The following is a 21,087-nucleotide window of genomic DNA, read 5'->3' as shown; positions in this document are numbered from 1 at the left end:
GGCTCCACGTGCTCAGCCACCGCTGGTGTCCAGTTCTGCCTCGCCGAGGTCGAGGTCCATGCCGCTGGTGTCGTCGTACCACCCATGTGGCACGACCACCTTGCCGCGCGGACTCCCCTGGCGCCCCCGGGGCGTGCCGAGCTCGCTCTCGGGGAACTCTGCGTCGGCGTCCAGCAGCCCGACCAGCTCGGTGAGCTCCTCCATCGAGGAGACCATGGCGAACCGTCGGCGTAGCTCGCCCACGGGATAGCCCTTGAAGTACCAGGCCATGTGCTTGCGGAGGTCGACGATGCCCCGCTCCCCCATGATCCCGGTCAGCAGCTCGGCGTGGCGCAGGATCATCCGGCCGACCTCACCCAGACGGGGACGGCGACGCTCGGTGTCGCCGGCGAAGGCGGCGGCGAGGTCGCGGAACAGCCACGGGCGCCCCAGGCAGCCGCGACCGATCACCACGCCGTCGCACCCGGTCTCGCGCATCATGCGCAGCGCATCCTCCGCCTCCCAGATGTCGCCGTTGCCGAGCACCGGGATGTCGACGGCCTCTTTGAGCTCGGCGATCCGTTTCCAGTCCGCCTCGCCCGAGTAGGCCTGCTGGACGGTGCGCCCGTGGAGGGCGATCGCGGCCGCGCCCTCGTCCTGGGCGATGCGCCCCGCGTCGAGGAAGGTCTCGTGGGCCCGGTCGATCCCCACCCGGGTCTTGATCGTGACGGGCACCCCGTACTCGTCGGCCGCGCGCACCGTCGCGCGCACGATGTCCCGAAGACGGTCGCGCTTGTACGGGAGGACCCCGCCGCCGCCCTTGCGGGTGACCTTGGGGACGGGGCAACCGAAGTTGAGGTCGATGTGGTCGACGGCGTACTGCTCGATCAGGATGCGGGCCGCGTCGGCCATCGGCTGGGCGTCCACGCCGTAGAGCTGGACCGACCGGGTGGCCTCCCCGGGGTCGAACTGCAGCATGTCCTTCGTCTTGCGGTCGCCGACCACGAGCCCTCGGGAGGTGATCATCTCGCACACGTAGAGTCCCGCTCCTTGTTCGCGACAGAGCTGCCGGTACGCGGCGTTGGTCACCCCGGCCATGGGCGCGAGCACCACGGGAAGGTCCACCACAACGGCGTCGCGGCGGCTCGGTGCGTGCAGGCGCAGGGGGGCGACCATGTTCTCCTTCTCCGGGTTCGGGACCAACGGGATTCTACGCGAACCTCCCCACGTGCCCCGCCGGCCGGAGGCGGAGTTGACAAGACGTATACCCCCCGGGGTATCTTGTATTGACCCCCTGGGGGTATCCACGTATATAGGAGGAACCACATGTGTGCACGAGTCACCTGCAACGTCTGCAACAAGCCCACGTGGGCCGGCTGCGGTCAGCACGTCGAGTCCGCCCTGGCGGGCGTCCCCCAGTCGGAGCGCTGCCAGTGCGCCGCCGGGAACCAGCGCTGAAGGAGCGAACATGCTGCTCGAACGCATCTATGACGAGGACCTGGCGCAGGCCAGCTACGTGATCGGCTGCCAGGCGCACGGCATTGCGCTCGTGGTGGACCCGCGACGCGACGTCGACGTGTACCTGGAGATCGCCCGCAAGAACGGGATGCGGATCACTGGTGTCACCGAGACCCACATCCACGCCGACTACCTGTCGGGCACCCGCGAACTCGCCGAGCGGACCGGGGCGCGCATGTACGTCTCGGACGAGGGCGGCCCGGACTGGACCTACGGTGCGGGATTCGACGACGCGGTGCGCATGAAGGACGGCCACGAGATCGTCCTCGGCAACATCCGGGTCCGCGCGGTCCACACTCCGGGCCACACGCCGGAGCATCTCTCCTTCCTCATCACCGACGGCGCCCAGGCGGACGGCCCCGGGTACATGCTCACCGGGGACTTCGTCTTCGTCGGCGACGTCGGCCGCCCCGACCTCCTCGACCAGGCCGCGGGCCGCGTCGACACCCGCTTCGGCGGTGCGCGCGCCCTGTTCGCCAGCCTGCGGGACCGCTTCCTGACGCTCCCCGACTACGTCCAGGTGCTGCCCGCCCACAGCGCGGGGAGCGCCTGCGGCAAGGCGCTCGGCGCGATCCCCACCTCCACCGTGGGCTACGAGCGCGCGTTCTCCTGGTGGAACCGATACCTGGCCGAGGACGACGAGCAGGGATTCGTCGACGAGCTCCTCGGCGGGCAGCCCGACGCCCACGCCTACTTCGCCCGTATGAAGGCCGCGAACCGGCAAGGCCCTGCCCTGTTGGGGGAGCTTCCGGCACTCGAGGAGCAGCCGGCGGATCAGCTGCGCGCCGCTCTCGCGGACGACGAGGTGATCCTGGTCGACACCCGTGACCAGCACGCGGTGCACGACGGCACCGTGGCGCGGTCGCTCAACATCCCCGGGGTGGCCAAGGCCGCGAGCTACGGCGCCTGGGTCTACGACCCGAGGAGGGAGACCCGGCCGCTGGTGGTACTCGCCCACGACGCCGACGAGGCGTCCGACTTCCGTGACCACCTCGTGCGGGTCGGGATCGACCGGGTCACCGGCTACACCCGTTCCGTCGAGGGACTGGACCTCGTCCGTCCGCCACTGGTCCAGCCCTCCGAACTGGACGGCATCGAGGATGCGCTGCTCATCGACGTCCGGAACAAGACGGAGTACGCCGATGGCCACATCCCCGGCGCGCACCAGCTCGGCGGCGGACGGATCCTCTGGCACCTCGACGAGCTGCCCCGCGACCGGCGCATCGTGACGTACTGCGAGACCGGCGTACGGAACAGCGTCGTCGCCAGCGCGCTGCGCCGTGAGGGCTTCGACGTGGTGGAGCTCGAGGGCTCCTACGCCGCCTGGTCCCGGAGCGTCGTCGAGGGTCGAGCGGCCTGACGGTCCGCGGGCGCATCATTGAAACGCAAGGAGAACCCATGAATGTGACGAGATCCCTCATTATCGGTGCCGCCATCGCGCTCATCACCGCCACGGCCTGCAACAGCACGCCCGGTGCTGGCCGGGCGGCGACCGCGGAACTCGATGAGCAGTCGATCGTGCTCGACGTCCGCACCCCGGCGGAGTACGCCGAGGGTCACCTCGACGGCGCGCGGCTGCTGGACCTGACCGGCGGCCAGTTCGAGGCCTCGCTCCCCGAGCTCGACCCGGACGCCGAGTACTTCGTCTACTGCCGATCCGGCAACCGGTCCAGCCAGGCGGTGGCGATGATGGAGCGGGCCGGGTTCACCGACGTGACCAACCTCGGGTCCGTCCAGCAGGCGGCGGACGCCACCGGCCTCCCGATCGTCGGCTGATTCAGCCCAGGCGCTCCAGCTCGAACAGGACCGCGGACGACGGCTGCAGGATCGGCGCCCGGAGTCCCGCACCTGCGAGCTGGGCGCCGGTGAGCACCACCTCCGGCAGCCGCAGCCACGGCACCTGGAGCGCCTCCGGCACCGGCTGGCGGTTCACGGTGCGCACGGCGTAGCGGGCTTCCGGGTCCAGTCCCGGGAACCGCAGCAGCCCCGTCGACCCCGTGGGCGTCACCTCCTTCGCGGCCAGCGAGTAGATGGCACGTTCGGGCGTCACGATGCCCTTGAACCAGTGACCCTCGACGTCGGCCCGCACGAGCGTCCCCCGGAGGAGGGTCACGCGGTTGCGCTTGTACCAGTCGATCCACCAGCGGAGTTCGCGCAGTTCGTCGTCGGTCGCCTCGGCGAGGTCCCACTCGATGCCGAGGTGGCCGAAGACGGCGGTCGCCGCCCGGTACGCCAGGTCGTGGACGCGCCCGGTGACCCGTGAGCGGCCCGAGGCGATGTGGCTGCCCTGCAGCGCCGGCGGCACCATCTGGGAGGTCCACCAGAGCATCCGCTGCCGCTCGTCGGGGTCGATGTTGTCGGACACCCACACCCGCTGCGCCCGCTCCAGCACCTCGAGGTCGATCCGGGCACCACCCGAGGAACAGGACTCGAACTCGATGTGAGGATGGCGGGCGCGCAGCTCGTCGAAGAGCCGGTAGTAGGCCCGGGTCTGCGCAGCGACGGCCGCCCGCCCCGCGGGGGCGGTCCCGGCGTCCACCAGGTCGCGGTTGTGGTCCCACTTCACCGCGTCGATCGCGTACCCGGCGAAGATCGCGTCCAGTTGACCGAGCACGTGGTCGAAGGCGCCGGGGACGGCTAGGTTCAGCACCTGCTGGTGCCTCGCAGGTATCGGCAACCGGTCGTCGAGCTGCATCACCCAGTCGGGGTGGGCGCGGGCCACGTCGGAGTCGAGGTTGACCATCTCCGGCTCGGTCCAGAGCCCGAACTCCATCCCGAGTTCCTTCACGCGGTCGACGAGCGGGTGCAGCCCGTCGGGCCACACCTCCTCGCTGACGACCCAGTCTCCGAGCCCCGCCCGGTCGTTCCGGCGGTCGCCGAACCAGCCGTCGTCCAGGACGAACCGCTCCACGCCCAGCGCCGCGGCGCGCTCGGCGAGGTCCAGCAGGCGGTCGAGGTCGTGGTCGAAGTAGACGGCCTCCCAGACGTTCAGGGTGACGGGCCGCTCGGGTGCGGGGTGCACGTCGAGCGAACGGAGGTGCCGGTGGAACCTGGCTGCCTGGGCGTCGAGGCCGGCGGCGTGGTTGAAGTACACCCACGGCGACGAGTAGCTCTCGCCGCGACCGAGCCGCCCTTCCCCGGGGAGCAACAACTCCCCGCCGCCCAGCGTCTGGGCGCCGATGAAGTCCCGCTCGACGGTGTGGATGTGGTTGCCGCTCCAGGCCGTGTGGACGGCCCAGACCTCACCGTCGGAGTAGCCGAATCCGGGCGTGCCGACGCTGAGCACGAACGCCGAGTCCGCTCCCGTGCGGCCATGCCGCCCCTCTCGACGGTGGGCCCCGACCCCCAGCGCCCTCCGCTGGGGCATCCGTTCCGCGCCCCATCGGCCGGCGAAGTCCAGCGCCTCGGATGCCCGCGAAGGAACCGGCATCCGGGGCGTCAGTTCCTCGACCGTGTAGGCCTCGGCAGCGATGTTCGTGAGCTGGGCCCGCATGCGGACGAGCCCGCTGGCGAGCAGTTCGACCGTGATCCCCAGCAGCAGGTCGGCAGCCCGCGCCTCGTACTCGACGAGCGCGGGGCCGCCGGCGACGAAGCCCTCCACCGCGGCACCGTCGACCCGCACCGCCTCGACGCGCCACGCCGGGCTCCAGTCGCGGCCGTCCCGGGAACCCACGAGCCCGGGGGTGCCGGTCCAACCGAAGCGGGCCTCCGGGAGGACGCCCAGCCGGAGGGGCTCGTCGAGCGAGTTGCCGGCGAACATCCACGCCGCACCGGCCGTCAGGGCGTCGAACCCCGCCTCGTCCACCGGCCCGAGTGGGGCGCCCCAGTGGACGACTTCCGGCAGCCCGTCGTCGCCGCTGCGCAGCAACAGCGCCACCCCGGCCGTCTCGAGTGCGATCTTCGTGTCCATCAGGCCTCCAGGATCCCGAGCCGCTGCAGCTCGCGCCGCAGCCGTGGTGCCGACGTGAAGAGTACGGTCACGAAGCCGAGCGCGGCGGCCGCATCGGTGTTCGGGCTGCTGTCGTCGACGAAGACGGTCCGCTCGGGGACGAGGTCGTATCGCTCGGCCAGGCGGCGGAAGATCGCCGCGTCGGGCTTGATCAACCGCTCGCGACCCGAGACCACGACGGCGTCGAGGCGGGCGATCGCGGGGGCCGCCCCCTCGGCGTGGTGGAACGTCTCGGCCGACCAGTTGGTGAGCCCCACCAGCCGCAGCCCGGCGGCGCGCAGCTCGTCGACGATCTCCGCGACCCCCGGCACGGGCCCGGTGAGCGACCGCTCGAAGTTGTCGTAGTAGCCGCGGAGCGCGTCGCCCAGCGCGGGCCCCTTGCGCGCCGCGAGCGCGACCACCTCGGCGATCGGCACCCCGCGGTCGGTCATCGCGTTGAGCAGCGGGAAGTCGATCTCGGTGGCGAAGCGCTGCCATTCCTCCCGCGACATCGAACCGGCGAAGGGCAGGTAGGGGTCCCAGCCCACCAGGACGTTCCCGAGGTCGAGGACGACCGCGTCGATGGCCGGGCGGTTCGGCGTCGCCACCGGACGCACCTCAGAACTCATCGGGTCGGAGGTAGGCGCTGGGTTCGTCGACGGCCTTGAGGAAGACGGGGGTGAGCAGCATCTTGGCGTCGTACCCGGAGAACGCGTAGCGGTAGGCGCGGACGTTCTCCCACCTGCTGAGCAGCGCGCACAGCCCCTGGTCGTCGATGTTGCGGAGCACCTCGACGAAGACGTTGCCCTCCTTCGCGCGCCAGAACTCGGCGACGGACTCGATTTGCTGGAGGAAGGCGTCGTCGACCTCGACGAATCGGCTGATGGCGAACATGGGTCCATTCAACACCACGCCCGACTTGCCCCGTCGCTGGCGCTAGTTGATAATGATTCTCATGCCTTCGAAACTTCTGCCGCTGCTCCTCCCCGCCGCGCTCACGCTCGCGGCCTGTGGAGCCGAGCCGGCCTCGGACAGCGACCGCCCGCAGGTAGTGGTGAGCTTCTACGCGCTCGAGTACGCCGCCGAGCAGGTCCTCGGGGACGCCGCCGACGTGCAGACGCTCACCCAGCCGGGTGTCGAGGCGCACGACCTCGAGTTGAAGCCCAGCCAGATCGCCGACCTGGGCAGCGCCGACCTCGTCGTGTACCTCGACCAGTTCCAGCCCGCGGTGGACGAGGCCGTCGCCCAGTCCGGCAACGAGAACGTGCTCGACGTGACCGAGGCGGCCGACCTGATCGAGGCGGACGAGCACGCCGACGAGGACGAGCACGCCGACGAGAGCGAGGACGCACACGCGGACGAGGAGGGGCACGAGGACCACGGCGTGCACGATCCCCACTTCTGGCAGGACCCCCTGCGCGTCGCGGCCGTGGGTGACGCCATCGCGGCGAAGCTGGCCGAGTCGCACCCCGACCTCGCAGACCAGTTCGAGGCGAACGCGGCCGGCCTCCACGAGGAGATGGAGGCGCTCGACGAGGAGTTCCGTTCTGGGCTCGAGGAGTGCTTGCGCCGGGAGTTCGTCACCACCCACCAAGCGTTCGGCTACCTTGCGGACTCCTACGACCTGACGGAGATCGGGATCGCCGGCGTGAACCCCGAGGGCGAGCCGTCGCCGGCGCGCATCGCCGAGGTGCACGAACTGGCCCGCGAACACGGCGTGACCACCATCTTCTTCGAGACCCTCACCTCCCCCGCCGTGGCAGAGGCCATCGCCGGCGACCTCGGGCTCCGCACCGCGATCCTCGACCCGCTCGAGGGCGTCAGCGAGAACTCCCCCGGCGAGGACTACCCTTCGATCATGCGCGCGAACCTCGAAGCCCTGAAGCAGGCCAATGACTGCCGGTGACCTCCTCGTCGAGGCGAGGAACCTCTACGTCTCCTACGGGGGCATCCCGGTGCTGCGCGACGTCAGCCTCGAGGTGGCGCCCGGCGAGGCCGTCGGCCTCCACGGCGGCAACGGGTCGGGCAAGTCGACGCTGATCCGCACCGTCGTGGGCCTCATCCCGCACGTCTCCGGCGAGTTGCGGCTGTTCGGGCAGCCCGTCGGCCAGTTCCACGACTGGAAACGGATCGGCTACGTGCCCCAACACTCGGCGATCAACGTGCCCAACGCCACCGTGCGCGAGGTCGCGTCGTCGGGCCGGCTGCCGCACCACGCGCCGTTCGGCTGGCCGAACCGCGCAGACCGGCGGGCGATCGACGAGTCGCTGGAGTCGGTCGGGCTCTCGGACCGGGCCGATTGGCCGTTCGCGGCGCTCTCCGGCGGCCAGAAGCAGCGCACGCTCATCGCCCGCGCGCTGGCCACCGAGCCGGACCTGTTCGTGATGGACGAGCCCATGGCGGGCGTCGACCTCCACTCGCAGGAGGGCCTCGGACACCTCCTCGGCGACCTCGTCCACGGCGGTGCGGGCCTGCTCGTCGTGCTGCACGAGATCGGCGCGGTGGAGCTCGACCGCAACGTCACCCTGTGCGACGGGCGGGTCACCGACGTGCACCACGACGCCAACCCCGCCCACGCCACGCCCGAGCCCGAGCAATCGGTCTTCGGCCTCCAAGACACCCTGGGAACCTGACATGATCGAGATCCTCGCGCTCCCCTTCTTCCAGCGTGCCCTGATCGCCGCCATCCTGAGCGGGCTGCTCGCCCCTTCCGTCGGCACCTACATCGTGCAGAAGCGGCTGAGCCTGCTCGGCGACGGCCTCGGCCACGTCGCCATCATGGGTGTGGGTCTCGCGCTGATGACCGGGCAGTCGCCGCTGCCGGTGGCCGTGGTCACCGCGGTGGTCGGTGCCGTCGTCGTCGAGCTGCTGCGGCAGTCCGGCAAGACGTCCGGCGACCTCGGCCTCGCGATCCTGTTCTACGGCGGGCTCGCCGCCGGCGTCCTGATGGCCGGCGTGGCCGGTCAGGGCGCGGCCGGGCTGAGCAGCTTCCTGTTCGGGTCGTTGACCACCGTCACCGCCACGGACATCGCGATCATCGTCGCCCTCGCCGTCGTGATGCTGGCCCTCACCATCGGGCTCGCGCCGCGGCTGTTCGCCGTCAGCGTCGACGAGGAGTACTCCCGCGTCCTCGGGCTGAGGGTGCGGCTGCTCAACCTGCTCATCGTCGTGCTCGCGGCCGTGGCCGTCACGATCTCGATGCGGACCGTCGGGCTGCTGCTGATCTCCGCCCTCATGGTGATCCCCGTCGCCACCGCCCAACAGCTGTTCGTGAGCTTCCGCGGCGCCTTCTTCGGGGCCATGGGGATCGGCGGGCTCGCCGCCGTGATCGGCACGTTCGCGTCGTTCTTCCTCGACACCGCCACTGGCGCCACGATCGTCGTGACGGCGATCCTGCTGCTGGGCGTGGCCTGGGCGTTCGGCCGCTACGTGAAGCGCACCGACCGGTTCATCCCCTACATCGAGGACCACGGCCAGCACCCGCACATCCCGGCCGAGAACCACGACGACGAGTTCGCCGCCCACCTCCGCGCCGGCAACCTCATCCAGCACGGCGACCACTACGACTACATCCACGACGGGCACCGTCACGCCCGCCACGGGGACCACTATGACGAGCACTAGACGCAACACCTGGCAGCGCGCCGCCGTACGGGACTTCCTCGTCGGCTGCGACGACTTCAAGACGGCCCAGCAGGTCCACGCCGAATTGCAGGGTTCCGGCGACCGGGTCGGACTCGCGACGGTGTACCGCGCGCTCCAGTCGATGGCGGACGCCCACGAGGTCGACATCGTCCGCACCCCCGAGGGGGAGGTCGCCTACCGCGCCTGCACCCCAGGTCACCACCACCACCTGGTGTGCAGGGAGTGCGCGTTCACGGTGGAGATCGAGGCCGAGGCCGTCGAGGAGTGGGCGGGCTCGGTGGCCCGTCAGCACGGCTTCACCGACGCGGGGCACGAGCTCGAGATCTTCGGGCTCTGCGCCGACTGCTCAGCGCTCGAAGAACGGTAGGGAGCGCAGCGCGCGGTCCAGGTGCCACGTCGCGAACGCCACGATGATCGCGTCGACGCGCTTGGCCACCTCCCGGTCGCTGCCCTCCGCCGTCGCCCAGTCGCCCGAGAGCAGCGCGCCCATGTGCCGCTGCGCCTGCGGGTCGAACCGGACCGAGCTCGGCTCCTTGCAGTTCGTGCAGCTCGCGCCCCCGCCGTGCGGGGCGAACCAGCCCACCTCGGCCTGGCCGCAGCCGCTGCACTCGCCGATCGAGACTCCGTAGCCGGCGGTGGCCAGCGCCCGCAGCAGGTAGGAGTCCACGACGAGCGCGGCCGGGTGCCTGTCGGTCTCGAGCGCGCGCAACGCGCCGAGCAACAGCTTGTACTGCTGCTGCGACGGGCTCCCCTCCTCGGCGACGAGCCGATCGGCGGTCTCGACGAGCACTTCGGCGGCGGTGAACCGGACGTAGTCGGCGCCGAGCTTGCTCGGGTGGATCGCCTCGCACTGGGCGATCACCTCCAGCGACCCTCGGCCCTGGGCGAACTGCACGTCGATGTGGTTGAAGGGCTCCAGCCGACTGCCGAACTTCGACGAGCTGCGGCGCACCCCGCGCGCCACCGCGCGCACCTTCCCGTGGCGCCGCGAGAGCAGCGTGATGATGCGGTCGGCCTCGCCCAACTGGTGGGTACGCAGCACGACGGCTTCATCACGATAGGTGGGCACCCGTCCAGCTTAGGTCGCTACCCTTTGACCATGCCCGAGCCTCGCCGACGCCCGACCCCGCACCCCAGCGGCGCGCAGCCCCCGAAGATCCCGGCGAAGGCGCTGCCCCGGCACGTGGCGATCGTGATGGACGGCAACGGGCGGTGGGCCAAGCAGCGGGGGCTCAATCGCACTGACGGGCACGCGCGCGGCGAGGCGTCGCTGCTGGACGTCATCCACGGCGCCATCGAGGTCGGCATCAAGTACGTCTCCGCCTACGCCTTCTCGACGGAGAACTGGAAGCGCTCCCCAGACGAGGTGAGCTGGCTGATGGGCTTCAACCGCGACGTGATCCACCGGCGGCGCGACGAGCTGAACGACCTCGGCGTGCGGATCCGGTGGGCGGGGCGGAGGCCCCGGCTGTGGGGCTCGGTGATCCGGGAGCTCGAGACCGCCGAGGAGATGAGCCGGCACAACGACACCATCACGCTCCAGTTCTGCGTCAACTACGGGGGCCGGGCGGAGATCGTCGACGCGGCCAGGGAGATCGCCCGCCAGGCGGTGGCCGGGAAGCTGGACCCGGAGCGGCTCACCGAGCAGCGGTTCGCGCGCTTCCTGGACGAGCCCGACATCCCCGACGTGGACCTGTTCCTGCGCAGCTCCGGGGAGCAGCGCACGTCGAATTTTCTCCTGTGGCAGTCCGCCTACGCGGAGATGATCTTCATGGACCGGCTCTGGCCCGACTTCGACCGCCGCGACCTGTGGGCGGCGGTCGAGCAGTACGCCACGCGCGAGCGGCGGTTCGGCTCGGCCTAGTCCTGCCCCCGTCGCGCGCAAGACTGGGGCCATGACACGACGAATCCTGATCACGGGCGCGACCGGCGGGGTGGGCATGCTGCTCGCCGAGCGGCTGCGCGACGAGTACGACATCGTCGAGCACGGCCGGACCCCGAAGAACGAGCGCCAGGAGAAGACGCTGCGTCGCGCCGACCTCACGGACTACGACGAGGTCCGCGCCCTCATGGACGGCATCGACACCGTCGTCCACATGGCGGGCTCCGCCTCCCCCGAGTCCAGCTGGGTCGACGTGCTGCAGGCCAACATCATCGGCTTCCGCAACGTCCTCGAGGCCGCACGGGAGGCGGGGGTGCGACGCTTCGTCTTCGCCTCCTCCAACCACGCCATGGGGATGTACGACCGGCACGAGGAGTGGCCGGTCTACCCGCACCAGCTCCCCCGCGGCGACTCCCTCTATGGGGTGTCCAAGATCTTCGGCGAGGCGCTCGGCCGCTTCTACCACGACGAGCACGGGATCGACTTCATCGCGCTGCGGATCGGCTGGGTGAGCGCCGATCCCCTGACCGTCGACGAGGACATCCTGCGCGCCATGTGGCTCAGCGAGGACGACACCGTCGAGGTGGTCCGACGGGCCATCGAGGCCGAGGTGCGGTTCGGCCTCTACTACGCGGTCTCCGACAACCCCAACCGCCGCTGGGACATGACCAACACGATGCTCGAGCTGGGCTACCGCCCCAAGGACTCGTGGACCGACCGCGACCACGCCCGCGAGCGGGTCGTTGAGGGCGGGGCCCCGACGCCGGACAACTGGCCCGAGGGCTCCTGATCAGCGGCCCCGGCCGAGCCAACCCCGTCGCGGCTTGCGGACGGCGCGCGGCTCCCACTGGGTGAGCGGCCGGCCCGTGTACACCTGCCGGGGCCGGTATATGCGCTGGTTCGGGTTGGCGTTCACCTCGCGCCAGTGGGAGATCCAGCCCGGCGCGCGGCCCATCGCGAACATGACCGTGAACATGTTCTCCGGGATGCCGAGCGCGCGCAGGATGATGCCCGAGTAGAAGTCGACGTTCGGGTACAGCCTCCGCTCCGCGAAGTAGTCGTCGGCCAGGGCGGCCGCCTCCACCTCGCGGGCGATGTCGAGGAGCGGGTCGGTGATGTGCATGCGGTCGAGCAGGTCGTCGGCCGCCGCCTTCAGCACCTTCGCGCGCGGATCGAAGTTTCGGTAGACGCGGTGCCCGAAGCCCATCAGCTTCACGCCCGACGTCTTGTCCTTCGCCATCCGCACGAAGTCGTCGACGGAGAAGTCGCCGTCGTGGATGTCCTGCAGCATCTCGATGACGGCCATGTTCGCGCCGCCGTGCTTGTGCCCCCACAGCGCCGCGACGCCCGCGGAGACCGACGCGTAGAGGTTGGCGCCGCCCGAGGCCACCATCCGCACGGTCGACGTGGAGCAGTTCTGCTCGTGGTCGGCGTGCAGGACGAGGAACATGTTGAGCGCGTGCGCGGCCTCCTTCGTCGGCTCGTACTCCCGGTATGGCTGGGTGAACATCATGTGGAGGAAGTTGTCCGCGTAGGGCAGGTCGAATCGCGGGTGCACGACAACCTGGCCGAGGGACGCCTTGTAGGAGGCGGCCGCGATGGTGCGGATCTTCGACAGCAGCACGGCCGTGGCGCGGCGGAAGCTCGCCTCGTCGGCGATGTCGATCTGCGGCAGGTCGTACATCTGCAGCGCGTTGATCATCGCGGACAGGATCGCCATGGGGTGCGCGTCGGAGGGGAACCCGTCGAAGAGCTTGCGCATGTCGCGGTGCAGCGACGAGTTCTCGGTGAGGAGGCTTCGGAAGTGCTCGCGCTCGGTCTCGTCGGGCAGCTCCCCGAAGATCAGCAGCTCGGCCACCTCGATGAACGACGAGCGCTCGGCGAGGTCCTCGATGGGGATGCCCCGGTAGCGCAGGATGCCCTGCTCCCCGTCGATGAACGTGATCTCCGACTCGCAGGAACCGGTGTTGCCGAAGCCGTCGTCGAGGGTGATGAGCCCCGTGTCCTTGCGCAGTCTGGAGATGTCGATCGCGCGCTCGCCCTCCGTCCCGGTGACGATCGGGAAGGTGTGCGACGTGCCGTCGACGATGAGTTCTACTGTTTCAGCCACGGTGACCTCCTTTTGCCAGAAACCTAACCTGCCGCCAGCGTCCCACCGCCCGCGCCTCGGGTTAAGGCGGTGGAATGGGGGCTTGCCGGACGGCGGGGCGGTGCTATTGTGGCCGCGTGGCACGTCAGCTTCTCCTTGTCTGCCGCAGCGAGGCCCAGTCCTAGAGATACAAGCCGGCCTCCTCGCTGCGGTGACCTTCGTGCGCTGGCGCATGATCCCCAGAAGGAGAACCCCCGAATGACTCGCCCCCAGCCCAAGCCTGTTCAGCAGCCCACGCCCATGCCGGTGCACCGGTACACGCCGTTCGTGCCCGTCGACGTCCCCGACCGCACCTGGCCCACCAAGCGCATCGAGAAGGCGCCCCGCTGGCTCAGCACCGACCTGCGCGACGGCAACCAGGCCCTGATCGACCCGATGACCCCGAGCCGCAAGCGGACCATGTTCGAACTGCTGGTCTCGCTCGGCTACAAGGAGATCGAGGTCGGTTTCCCGTCGGCGTCCCAGACCGACTTCGACTTCGTGCGCCAGCTGATCGAGCAGGACCTGATCCCCGACGACGTGACGATCTCGGTGCTGACCCAGGCCCGCGAGGACCTGATCGAGCGCACCGCGCAGTCCCTGGTCGGCGCGAAGCGCGGCACGATCCACATGTACAACGCGACGGCGGAGCTGTTCCGCCGGGTCGTGTTCCGGATGAGCGAGGCCGAGACGGTCCAGCTCGCGGTCAAGGGCACCGAGACGGTGATGAAGTACGCCGACAAGTACCTCACCGACGTGGAGTTCGGCTACCAGTACTCCCCCGAGATCTTCACCCAGACCCCCACCGACTTCGCCGTCGAAGTCTGCAACGCCGTCGGCGACGTGTGGCAGCCGTCGGCCGAGCGGGAGATCATCTTCAACCTGCCGGCCACCGTCGAGCGCTCCACGCCGAACACCTACGCGGACCAGATCGAGTACTTCATCCGCCACGTGAAGAACCGTGAGCACGTTGCCGTGTCCCTGCACCCGCACAACGACCGCGGCACTGCGGTCGCGGCCGCGGAGCTGGGGCAGATGGCCGGCGCCGACCGCGTCGAGGGCTGCCTCTTCGGCCACGGCGAGCGCACCGGCAACGTCGACCTGGTCACCCTGGCGCTGAACCTGTACACCCAGGGCGTCGACCCGATGGTGGACTTCTCGGACATCGACGAGGTGCGCCGCACCGTCGAGTACTGCACCGGGCTGCCCGTCCCCGCCCGGCAGCCGTACGCGGGCGACCTCGTCTACACCGCCTTCTCCGGGTCCCACCAGGACGCCATCAAGAAGGGGCTCGAGGACCTCGAACGCCAGGCGGCGGAGCAGGGCAAGTCGGTCCACGAGATCGGTTGGGAGGCCCCCTACCTGCCCATCGACCCGTACGACGTGGGCCGCACCTACGAGGCCGTGATCCGCGTGAACTCGCAGTCCGGCAAGGGTGGCATGGCGTACCTGATGAAGTCCGAGTTCAAGATGGACCTCCCCCGGCGCCTGCAGATGGAGTTCTCGCGGGTCGTGCAGTCGCACACCGACACCGTCGGCGGCGAGATCACCCCGCGCGAGATCTACGACATCTTCACCGACGAGTACCTCACCGAGGGTGACTGGTCGCTCGAGAAGGTGGCCTCGACGGACCAGAACGGCGTGTTCAAGCTGACGGCGGTCGTCAACGACGACCACGGCAAGGACGTCGTCTACGAGGGCGAGGGCAACGGCCCGGTCTCCGCGTTCGTCGACGCCATGACGCGCGCCGGCCTCCACATCCGGGTGCTCGACTACCACGAGCACGCCCTGACCGCCGGCGAGGAGGCGCAGGCCGCGTCCTACGTCGAGTGCGAGGTCGGTCCGGAGAACGAGGCTCAGGTCTTCTGGGGCGTCGGTGTCGACCCGAGCATCACCAACGCCTCGCTGAAGGCCATCCTCAGCGCCGTCAACCGCTACATCCGGTCGCGGGCGCAGGCGAAGGTGGCCTGAGCGGCCCCGGCCGCCGGGCTTGACGATGTACGGCCAGGGTGGGCGCGCGAGCGTCAGCAGCTTCGCCAAGGACGCGTCCGTCCGTTCGCACAAGGTGGCCCGCGGCACGGCCCGGCGCGTCGCCTCCTACGGGGCCCCCTTCGTGCGGGACATCATCGCCTACCTGGTGCTCGCCGTCCTGGGGAGCGTCGTCGTCGTGGCGGTGCCGGTGCTGTTGCAGCGGATCATCGACGACGGCGTGACCCCCGGCCGACGCGACGTCGTCGTGACGCTCGGACTGGTGGTGGCCGCCCTGGCAATCGCCGACTCGGCACTGACGATCGTCACCCGGTGGGTCAGCGCACGGATCGGCGAAGGGCTCATCCTCAACCTGCGGTCGGAGGTCTTCGCGCACGTGCTGCGCCAGCCGATCGCCTTCTTCACTCGGTCGCAGACCGGCGCCCTCGTCAGCCGGCTCAACAACGACGTGATCGGGGCGCAGGCGGCCTTCACCTCGGTGCTGTCCGGGTTCGTCGGCAACCTGGTGCTGCTGGTGCTGGTCCTGGCGGCGCTGCTCTCGATGAGTTGGCAGATCACCATCCTGGCGCTGCTGCTCGTCCCGCTGTTCCTGGTCCCCGCGCGGCTGATGGGGCCGAGGTTGTCCGCGCTCACGCGTCGCCAGATGAACCTCAACGCCAGCATGCAGACCCGCACGACCGAGCGCTTCAACGTCGGCGGCGCGCTGCTCGTCCGGCTGTTCGGCCGACCGGCGGTGGAGAACGCGGAGTACGTCGCCAGCGCTCGAGGAGTGCGCGACGCGGGGGTCGCAATCGCGGTCAACCGCGTGATCTTCATGGCCGGGCTCGGGCTCGTCGCCTCCCTCGCGACGGCGCTCGTCTACGGTTTGGGCGGGCTCATGGCGGTGGCCGGGCAGCTGTCGGTGGGCACGCTCGTGGCGATGGCCGCGCTGCTGGGCCGGCTCTACGCTCCGCTCACCGCGTTGTCGAACGTGCGCGTCGACATCATGACCGCGCTCGTGTCGTTCGAGCGGATCTTCGAGGTGCTGGACCTGGAGCCGTTGGTCGCCGAGGCCGAACGGCCGACGGACATCCCGCGCGGTCCGGTGGGGGTGCGCGTCGAGGACGTGACGTTCAGCTACCCCGCCGCCGACCAGGTCTCGCTGGCCTCGCTGGAGACGCGTCCCGAAACCACGGTCCCCGAGGGGCAGACGGTCCTGTCGGGCGTGAGCTTCGAGATCCCCGTGGGCTCCGTGACGGCGCTGGTCGGTCCCTCCGGCGCGGGCAAGACGACTCTGACGTCCCTGGTGGCCCGGTTGCACGATCCGACGAGCGGCACGGTGAGGATCGGCGGGGTCGATCTGCGGGAGGCTTCCTCGGAGTCGCTCCGTGCGGCGGTGGGCGTGGTGACGCAGGAGGCGCACATGTTCAACGACACCATCCGCGCCAACCTGCGCTACGCCCTCCCGGGAGCCACCGACGAGCAGCTCTGGGCCGCGCTGCGGGACGCCCAGATCGCCTCGCTGGTGGAGTCGTTGCCCGACGGCCTGGACACCGTCGTCGGCGACCGCGGTCACCGGCTCTCGGGCGGCGAGAAGCAACGGCTGGCACTGGCCCGGCTGCTCCTGAAGTCTCCTGCGGTCGTTGTGCTCGACGAGGCCACTGCGCACCTGGACAGTGAGTCCGAGGTGGCGGTCCAGCGGGCCCTCGACGAGGCGCTCACCGGCCGCACCTCGTTGGTCATCGCGCACCGACTCTCCACCGTTCGGGGCGCGGACCAGATCGTCGTGCTGGACCGCGGTCGCGTGGTTCACCACGGCACGCATGAGGAACTGCTGGCGGCCGGCGGGCTCTACCGCTCGCTCTACGAGACGCAGTTCCGCGAGTAATGCATCGGGCTCACCGGAGCGCCGGTGCCGCCGAGGTCGCGGGCTCCGCAGGTTCGGGGTGCCATGGGTCGTCGTCGCACGGGTGCCACGGGTCCGGCTCTGGTTCTGGGCAGACTCGTCCCTCCGCCGGTGGTGGTGGCGTCATCTCTTGGAGCGTGAATCGGCGGTGTTGTCGTGGCCGCCGGGCCGGGTCGACGTGCTTGGGCAGGACGAAGATCGGTCTGCCGGTGGCCTCGTCGATCGTGATCTGCCACTGCCACTCCGGCGCTCGCTCGGGGTCCGGCTCCACGAGTCGGTGATGGTGCGCGCACAACAAGACCAAGTTTTGCAGCGACGTGTCGCCGCCCGCCCACCACGGCTGGATGTGGTGCGCCTCGCACGCGGCGGGCCGGGCGGTGCAGTGCGGGAACACGCACCCCTGATCACGGTGGGTCAACGCGGTGCGCAGCGCTTTGGGGACGAGCCGGTACTCCCGGCCCACGTCCAGCGGCTGCGACGCCGAGCCCAGGACAAGCGGGATCAGGCCCGCATCGCAAGCCATCCGACGAGCCTCCCCCGCCGAGACCGTCTCACCGCCGAACCCGAACACCCCCGCGGCGCCGAGCCCGTCGGTGAGCATGGACAGCGGCATGGTGATCTGCACATGCGGGCGGTCCCCGCCCTGGGCCGGGACGTCGCCCGAGGCGGCGGCGATCGCCGCCAGGCGCAGCAGCGCGTCCGCGCGCCTGGCCTCCGGGCTGGGCACCTCCCTCTCGTCCATGTACGACGAGGCGGGCGGCATGAGGGCATCGAGCTGCGCCTGCAGGAGCGCGGCGTCGGCCGTCGGGAGTTGGCCGGTGAGCCGCATGGAGCCGTGGTGGTCCGGGGTCATCCGCAACCCGCGGCCGGCTTTTGCGAGCCGCTCCTCACGGGCGAGCCGTTGCGCTTCCACGTCTTCCGCGCCGTCGGGGTCGTAGAGTTCCCACATCCGCAGCGCCGCGAGGCGCAGCTCGGCCGGGCCAAGCTCGTCGCAGTAGCCGAGCAACTGCCGCTGACACCCCTCCAACTGGGTACGCCCCAACGCGACGGGCAGCCGCTTCAATCCAGTGACGATCGCCTCGGCCTGCGCCACCGAGATCGAACCCTCGGCCAGCGCCTCGGCTAGGATCCAGAACCGGTCCGCCAAATCTGCGCCCAGCTTCAACACCCCAGCGGCCTGACTGCTCGTGCTGCGCGGCGAGTTCCGCACCTGGTCCACCGCCGCCGCAGCCCCGGCCAGCTGTGCCTCCCCCACCAACGCCAGCCGCAGGCCCGCGAGCCGCGCCTCCTCGACCTCCAGTTCCGCCAACACCCCCTTCACTTCGGCGGCGTCCTCGTCGGTGGTGATTCTGAGCGCGCGCAGATCCAGCAGCGCGGCATCAATCGCGCCTCTCAGATTCCGCAGCGTTTCGCTCATGTGAACTATTAGATCAGGCGCCTCTGACAATCTTCTCGCCGGAGAGCGCCCCTCCCTGAAAAATCTCCGAGAGCAACGTCTCCGCTCCCGCTACGGAGCCGAACATGATCGCTCTGATTCCTAGTCGGCTCACGATCTCCCCAGACGGTCAAGAGAGTTCGGCGACGTCTTCGACCGCGAGCGAGTTCCCGGCCATGGACGTCCATTTGCCGTGGACGTTCTGGTACGCGGCCTGGACGGGATTCAAGAGGCTCGCAGGCGTCGACTCGTAGGTCTCCAGGAACATGACGTACGACTCTCCCTCGCGTAGGAGAACGCCCCCTTCAGTGAGGTACGCCGTCTTCCCGAGCGTCCCACCGAGTTCCTTAACCTGGACTCTCTCACTTTCAATGCTGGACCCCTTGAGCACTCGCTGAACCTGCACCTCATGAACGGTGAACACCATCACAGAGCGCGTGTCCCGCTCGGAGCCGTTGGGGCTCAACTCGGGGTCGTCAGCGGCCGCGCCGGTCGGTTCGCTCGCGATGTCCAGTTCCCTGACGGCCGAGGAAATGATTTCGCCTTCGATGACCAGGTCAGCCGCCTCCTTCAGTTCCGAGACCGACTCGAACGCGGGGTAGGAAGCGTTGTAGAAGACTTCGGCAGCGGGCGTCGCGCATCCTGACAGTGTGAAGAGCGCGGTCGCCAACACAGCGATGAATCCCGACCGCATCGTCCTTCGTTCTCCTGCGTTTGCCGACTCTGGCCCTTCACCAAGTACTGGCGGCCTGTCCGTGCATTCTGCGCTCCCCATCACTGATCCCTCACCTCTCGGCTGTCGCGGTGGGTGATCTGTTGGAGTTCGCTCGGGAAAATGAGAGTTCCGCACGAGGGACATGTCTCCTGAACGAGATCGATGTCCACAAGCGCTCCTGCGAGGTCTCGGCGCCCGCGGAAGGCCGCGACTGCCCCCAATAGATAGCGAAGCGTGTGGTCGATGGAGCACTCGTCGAGTCGTCGAAGGGCAAGCTCCGTAGCGTCCCGAAGAGCGTCACGGTAGGCGGATTCAAGGTCCTCAGGTACGACCTGTGCGTAAGTCTCGATGAGGCCGAGCACGATCAGGTACTCCACTGCATTCTGCATCGGCGCCAGCTCGGCCATAGAGACCAAGTAGGGAGCCGCTGCGTACGCGGCGTCAAATGTCGTGTCGTCTGAACAGATCTCGGGCCACATCTCGTTGAACACTGCCATCTCGGACGGCGCATCGAGCAAGGTTAGGAGTGCGTCGCGGACCCGCTGGGCCCCGGGGCCATTACGAGTCCCGAGCGTCGCCCAACGAGGGTTATCCAGCGGTACCGCCGAGCGGTGATCAGCCATGCCCTCAGTCTGCCCGGCTTTCGCCGATGTCGTGCGATGCCTAGCCCCTTCCTGCCCGACCCCCGCCGGGGGGAAGGAACCTCGATCAGCGTAGAACCGGATGTCGCAGGGTGCGCTAAAAGCCACGGAAGATGCCGTCAGCGTCCGCGTTGTCGGCGAAGTCGCTGAAGTCCATATTCGCCAGGGATAGGTTCGCAGTGATCGGCTCGATCTCTCGCGGGATGGCGCGGAAGGTGCGCCCGACTTCCCCGCCGAACTCGTTCAGGTCCAAAAACAGGATAGTGCCATCTCTCATGGACTGCTCATCGGCCACTGCGACGGCGCTCAAGTAACCCTCGCGCGCGAGGCGGACAATTTCGTTGGGCGTGAGAGCGCTGAGTTCGGGTGCCTCCACGGGCGTCAGCAGGGCACCATTGCGCCAATCGTCCCCGGGGTAGATCGCGGTTGCTGCGTCCAGGGCGCGGTGCCAAGCATCCTGGCTGGAATAGTCGGTGCGGATCAGCAGCAGGCCGAGGTCCGGGCCGTCTGGGAGTCTCATGCGCCGACCATATGGCCAACCGCCATGGTCCCGCAGCCAGCATGCGAATGTTGAGCCACGCCCCGATGTAGCTACACTTGTAGTCATGAACATCGATGACTCCATGGCCCTACGGGATGTGAAGAACCACCTCTCCGAGGTGGTCGATCAAGTTGAGCGGCAGCACAACCGGATCGTCATCACTCGCCACGGCAAGCCTGCGGCGGTAGTCATGAGCACGGAGGACCTGGCTTCGCTGGAAGAGACTCTCGAAGTTGTGAGCCGGCCAAAGCTCATCGGCCAGGTCCGCGACAGTCTGGCCGAACTCGTCAGCGGTGAGGCCGAAGTCCTCAGCAAAGAAGACATCCTCGGATCCCTGCGCGCATGATGGCCAAGCAGTACGAGATCGCTTGGACGCCCACGGCCAAGCGGGCGCTGCAGCGGCTACCGGAGAAGGCGGCCACCGCAGCCATCGAATTCATTTATGGGCCGGTGGCGGATGATCCCCAACCCGTCGGCAAGCCACTGCGTTTCGAACTTGAAGGCCTCCACAGCGCACGCCGAGGAGATTATCGGGTCATTTACCGGATCGATCATCGGGTCACGATCGTCGCGATCGAGCACCGTGCGGACGTCTACCGCTGACGCACCACAGCGGCATGAGCGTGCATCCGTGTGGCGGTCTCGGTCACGTGGATGAGCGACCCAGTCAGGACCCCGCGATCCCTCCCACCCTTCCAGACCTGGCCCCAGGCCGGCTTCCTGCACGTACGCCCACCCGCCTGGCGCGACGGACACTCCAGTTCCGAAGGAAACCCACCCGCGACCCAGAATTCTCCGCGG

At 69.3% G+C, this 21,087-nt stretch carries 23 protein-coding genes; 13 read left to right on the top strand and 10 right to left on the bottom strand.

Going from position 1 to position 21,087, the window contains the following annotated elements; all coding sequences use genetic code 11:
• Positions 1-12 precede the first annotated feature (12 nt).
• Positions 13-1,155: a tRNA dihydrouridine synthase DusB gene (gene dusB / locus BLR46_RS11550; RefSeq protein WP_093252688.1), complete on the bottom strand. Its 1,143-nt coding sequence runs from the start codon at positions 1,153-1,155 to the stop codon at positions 13-15.
• A 150-nt stretch (positions 1,156-1,305) separates the two neighbouring features.
• Here dusB and BLR46_RS15535 point away from each other — a divergent pair, with 150 nt between their 5' ends.
• From BLR46_RS15535 to BLR46_RS11540, 3 genes are read left to right on the top strand one after another with little or no spacing between them, the layout of a single operon-like run.
• Positions 1,306-1,437: a hypothetical protein gene (locus BLR46_RS15535; RefSeq protein WP_281230836.1), complete on the top strand. Its 132-nt coding sequence runs from the start codon at positions 1,306-1,308 to the stop codon at positions 1,435-1,437.
• Between the two features lie 10 nt (positions 1,438-1,447).
• Complete coding sequence (locus BLR46_RS11545) at positions 1,448-2,857, top strand: MBL fold metallo-hydrolase (protein WP_093252334.1); 1,410 nt, start codon at positions 1,448-1,450, stop codon at positions 2,855-2,857.
• 38 nt (positions 2,858-2,895) lie between these two features.
• On the top strand, positions 2,896-3,273 hold the full coding sequence (locus BLR46_RS11540; RefSeq protein ID WP_093252332.1) for a rhodanese-like domain-containing protein: 378 nt from the start codon (positions 2,896-2,898) through the stop codon (positions 3,271-3,273).
• 1 nt (position 3,274) lies between these two features.
• Here BLR46_RS11540 and BLR46_RS11535 read toward each other — a convergent pair whose 3' ends face one another.
• Genes BLR46_RS11535 through BLR46_RS11525 form a run of 3 tightly spaced genes read right to left on the bottom strand, consistent with a single transcriptional unit; the run spans position 3,275 to position 6,319 of the window.
• Positions 3,275-5,407, bottom strand: coding sequence for an alpha-galactosidase (locus tag BLR46_RS11535; protein WP_093252329.1), 2,133 nt, complete (start codon positions 5,405-5,407; stop codon positions 3,275-3,277).
• The gene (locus BLR46_RS11530) at positions 5,407-6,054 is read right to left on the bottom strand and encodes an HAD family hydrolase (protein WP_093252327.1); all 648 of its coding nucleotides are present in this window, start codon (positions 6,052-6,054) and stop codon (positions 5,407-5,409) included. Before BLR46_RS11530 ends, BLR46_RS11535 begins: the two co-directional genes overlap by 1 nt.
• Positions 6,044-6,319 (bottom strand): antibiotic biosynthesis monooxygenase, encoded by a 276-nt coding sequence (locus tag BLR46_RS11525; protein WP_093252324.1) that lies wholly within the window; start codon positions 6,317-6,319, stop codon positions 6,044-6,046. The genes BLR46_RS11530 and BLR46_RS11525 overlap by 11 nt, the downstream gene beginning before the upstream one ends.
• 61 nt (positions 6,320-6,380) lie before the next feature.
• Here BLR46_RS11525 and BLR46_RS11520 point away from each other — a divergent pair, with 61 nt between their 5' ends.
• The 4 genes from BLR46_RS11520 to BLR46_RS11505 are packed head-to-tail and all read left to right on the top strand — an operon-like array spanning position 6,381 to position 9,437.
• A complete protein-coding gene (locus BLR46_RS11520; RefSeq protein ID WP_245701674.1) occupies positions 6,381-7,331 on the top strand; it encodes a metal ABC transporter substrate-binding protein in 951 nt (316 codons plus the stop codon).
• Complete coding sequence (locus BLR46_RS11515; protein ID WP_093252319.1) at positions 7,318-8,058, top strand: metal ABC transporter ATP-binding protein; 741 nt, start codon at positions 7,318-7,320, stop codon at positions 8,056-8,058. Before BLR46_RS11520 ends, BLR46_RS11515 begins: the two co-directional genes overlap by 14 nt.
• Before the next feature lie 4 nt (positions 8,059-8,062).
• On the top strand, positions 8,063-9,049 hold the full coding sequence (locus BLR46_RS11510; protein WP_093252684.1) for a metal ABC transporter permease: 987 nt from the start codon (positions 8,063-8,065) through the stop codon (positions 9,047-9,049).
• Complete coding sequence (locus BLR46_RS11505) at positions 9,036-9,437, top strand: Fur family transcriptional regulator (protein WP_093252317.1); 402 nt, start codon at positions 9,036-9,038, stop codon at positions 9,435-9,437. The genes BLR46_RS11510 and BLR46_RS11505 overlap by 14 nt, the downstream gene beginning before the upstream one ends.
• Here the strand turns inward: BLR46_RS11505 and recO are convergent.
• The gene (gene recO / locus BLR46_RS11500) at positions 9,417-10,139 is read right to left on the bottom strand and encodes a DNA repair protein RecO (protein ID WP_093252314.1); all 723 of its coding nucleotides are present in this window, start codon (positions 10,137-10,139) and stop codon (positions 9,417-9,419) included. The genes BLR46_RS11505 and recO overlap by 21 nt on opposite strands.
• A 30-nt stretch (positions 10,140-10,169) precedes the next feature.
• On the opposite strand from recO, the gene BLR46_RS11495 reads away from it, so the two are divergent.
• Both BLR46_RS11495 and BLR46_RS11490 read left to right on the top strand, forming a co-directional pair.
• Positions 10,170-10,934, top strand: coding sequence for an isoprenyl transferase (locus BLR46_RS11495; protein ID WP_093252681.1), 765 nt, complete (start codon positions 10,170-10,172; stop codon positions 10,932-10,934).
• A gap of 31 nt (positions 10,935-10,965) precedes the next feature.
• Positions 10,966-11,742, top strand: a complete 777-nt coding sequence (locus BLR46_RS11490; protein WP_093252311.1) for an NAD-dependent epimerase/dehydratase family protein — start codon at positions 10,966-10,968, stop codon at positions 11,740-11,742.
• Here BLR46_RS11490 and BLR46_RS11485 read toward each other — a convergent pair whose 3' ends face one another.
• Positions 11,743-13,062, bottom strand: a complete 1,320-nt coding sequence (locus BLR46_RS11485) for a citrate synthase (protein ID WP_245701672.1) — start codon at positions 13,060-13,062, stop codon at positions 11,743-11,745.
• A gap of 237 nt (positions 13,063-13,299) precedes the next feature.
• On the opposite strand from BLR46_RS11485, the gene leuA reads away from it, so the two are divergent.
• Entirely contained in the window at positions 13,300-15,051 is a 1,752-nt protein-coding gene (leuA, locus tag BLR46_RS11480) for a 2-isopropylmalate synthase (RefSeq protein WP_093252306.1), read from the top strand.
• 25 nt (positions 15,052-15,076) lie between these two features.
• Complete coding sequence (locus BLR46_RS11475) at positions 15,077-16,936, top strand: ABC transporter ATP-binding protein (RefSeq protein WP_093252303.1); 1,860 nt, start codon at positions 15,077-15,079, stop codon at positions 16,934-16,936.
• Between the two features lie 10 nt (positions 16,937-16,946).
• On the opposite strand, the gene BLR46_RS11470 is transcribed toward BLR46_RS11475, so the two are convergent.
• From BLR46_RS11470 to BLR46_RS11455, 4 genes are all read right to left on the bottom strand, one after another.
• Positions 16,947-18,371 (bottom strand): HNH endonuclease signature motif containing protein, encoded by a 1,425-nt coding sequence (locus BLR46_RS11470; protein WP_093252300.1) that lies wholly within the window; start codon positions 18,369-18,371, stop codon positions 16,947-16,949.
• A 148-nt stretch (positions 18,372-18,519) separates the two neighbouring features.
• A complete protein-coding gene (locus BLR46_RS11465; RefSeq protein ID WP_093252297.1) occupies positions 18,520-19,083 on the bottom strand; it encodes a hypothetical protein in 564 nt (187 codons plus the stop codon).
• Positions 19,084-19,163: 80 nt separating this feature from the next.
• Positions 19,164-19,727 carry a hypothetical protein gene (locus BLR46_RS11460; RefSeq protein ID WP_143008287.1) on the bottom strand — a complete coding sequence of 188 codons (564 nt, stop codon included), beginning with the start codon at positions 19,725-19,727 and terminating at the stop codon, positions 19,164-19,166.
• A gap of 115 nt (positions 19,728-19,842) precedes the next feature.
• A complete protein-coding gene (locus tag BLR46_RS11455; RefSeq protein ID WP_093252292.1) occupies positions 19,843-20,265 on the bottom strand; it encodes a DUF6924 domain-containing protein in 423 nt (140 codons plus the stop codon).
• A gap of 85 nt (positions 20,266-20,350) precedes the next feature.
• Here BLR46_RS11455 and BLR46_RS11450 point away from each other — a divergent pair, with 85 nt between their 5' ends.
• Positions 20,351-20,632: a type II toxin-antitoxin system Phd/YefM family antitoxin gene (locus BLR46_RS11450; protein WP_218118444.1), complete on the top strand. Its 282-nt coding sequence runs from the start codon at positions 20,351-20,353 to the stop codon at positions 20,630-20,632.
• The gene (locus BLR46_RS11445) at positions 20,629-20,889 is read left to right on the top strand and encodes a type II toxin-antitoxin system RelE family toxin (RefSeq protein WP_281230835.1); all 261 of its coding nucleotides are present in this window, start codon (positions 20,629-20,631) and stop codon (positions 20,887-20,889) included. The genes BLR46_RS11450 and BLR46_RS11445 overlap by 4 nt, the downstream gene beginning before the upstream one ends.
• Positions 20,890-21,087: the final 198 nt, after the last annotated feature.

It is taken from the genome of Tessaracoccus oleiagri, from assembly GCF_900103275.1.
Taxonomy (GTDB): domain Bacteria; phylum Actinomycetota; class Actinomycetes; order Propionibacteriales; family Propionibacteriaceae; genus Arachnia; species Arachnia oleiagri.
Note: the sequence above shows the minus strand (reverse complement) of the source record. Positions and strands in the feature narration are given on the sequence as shown.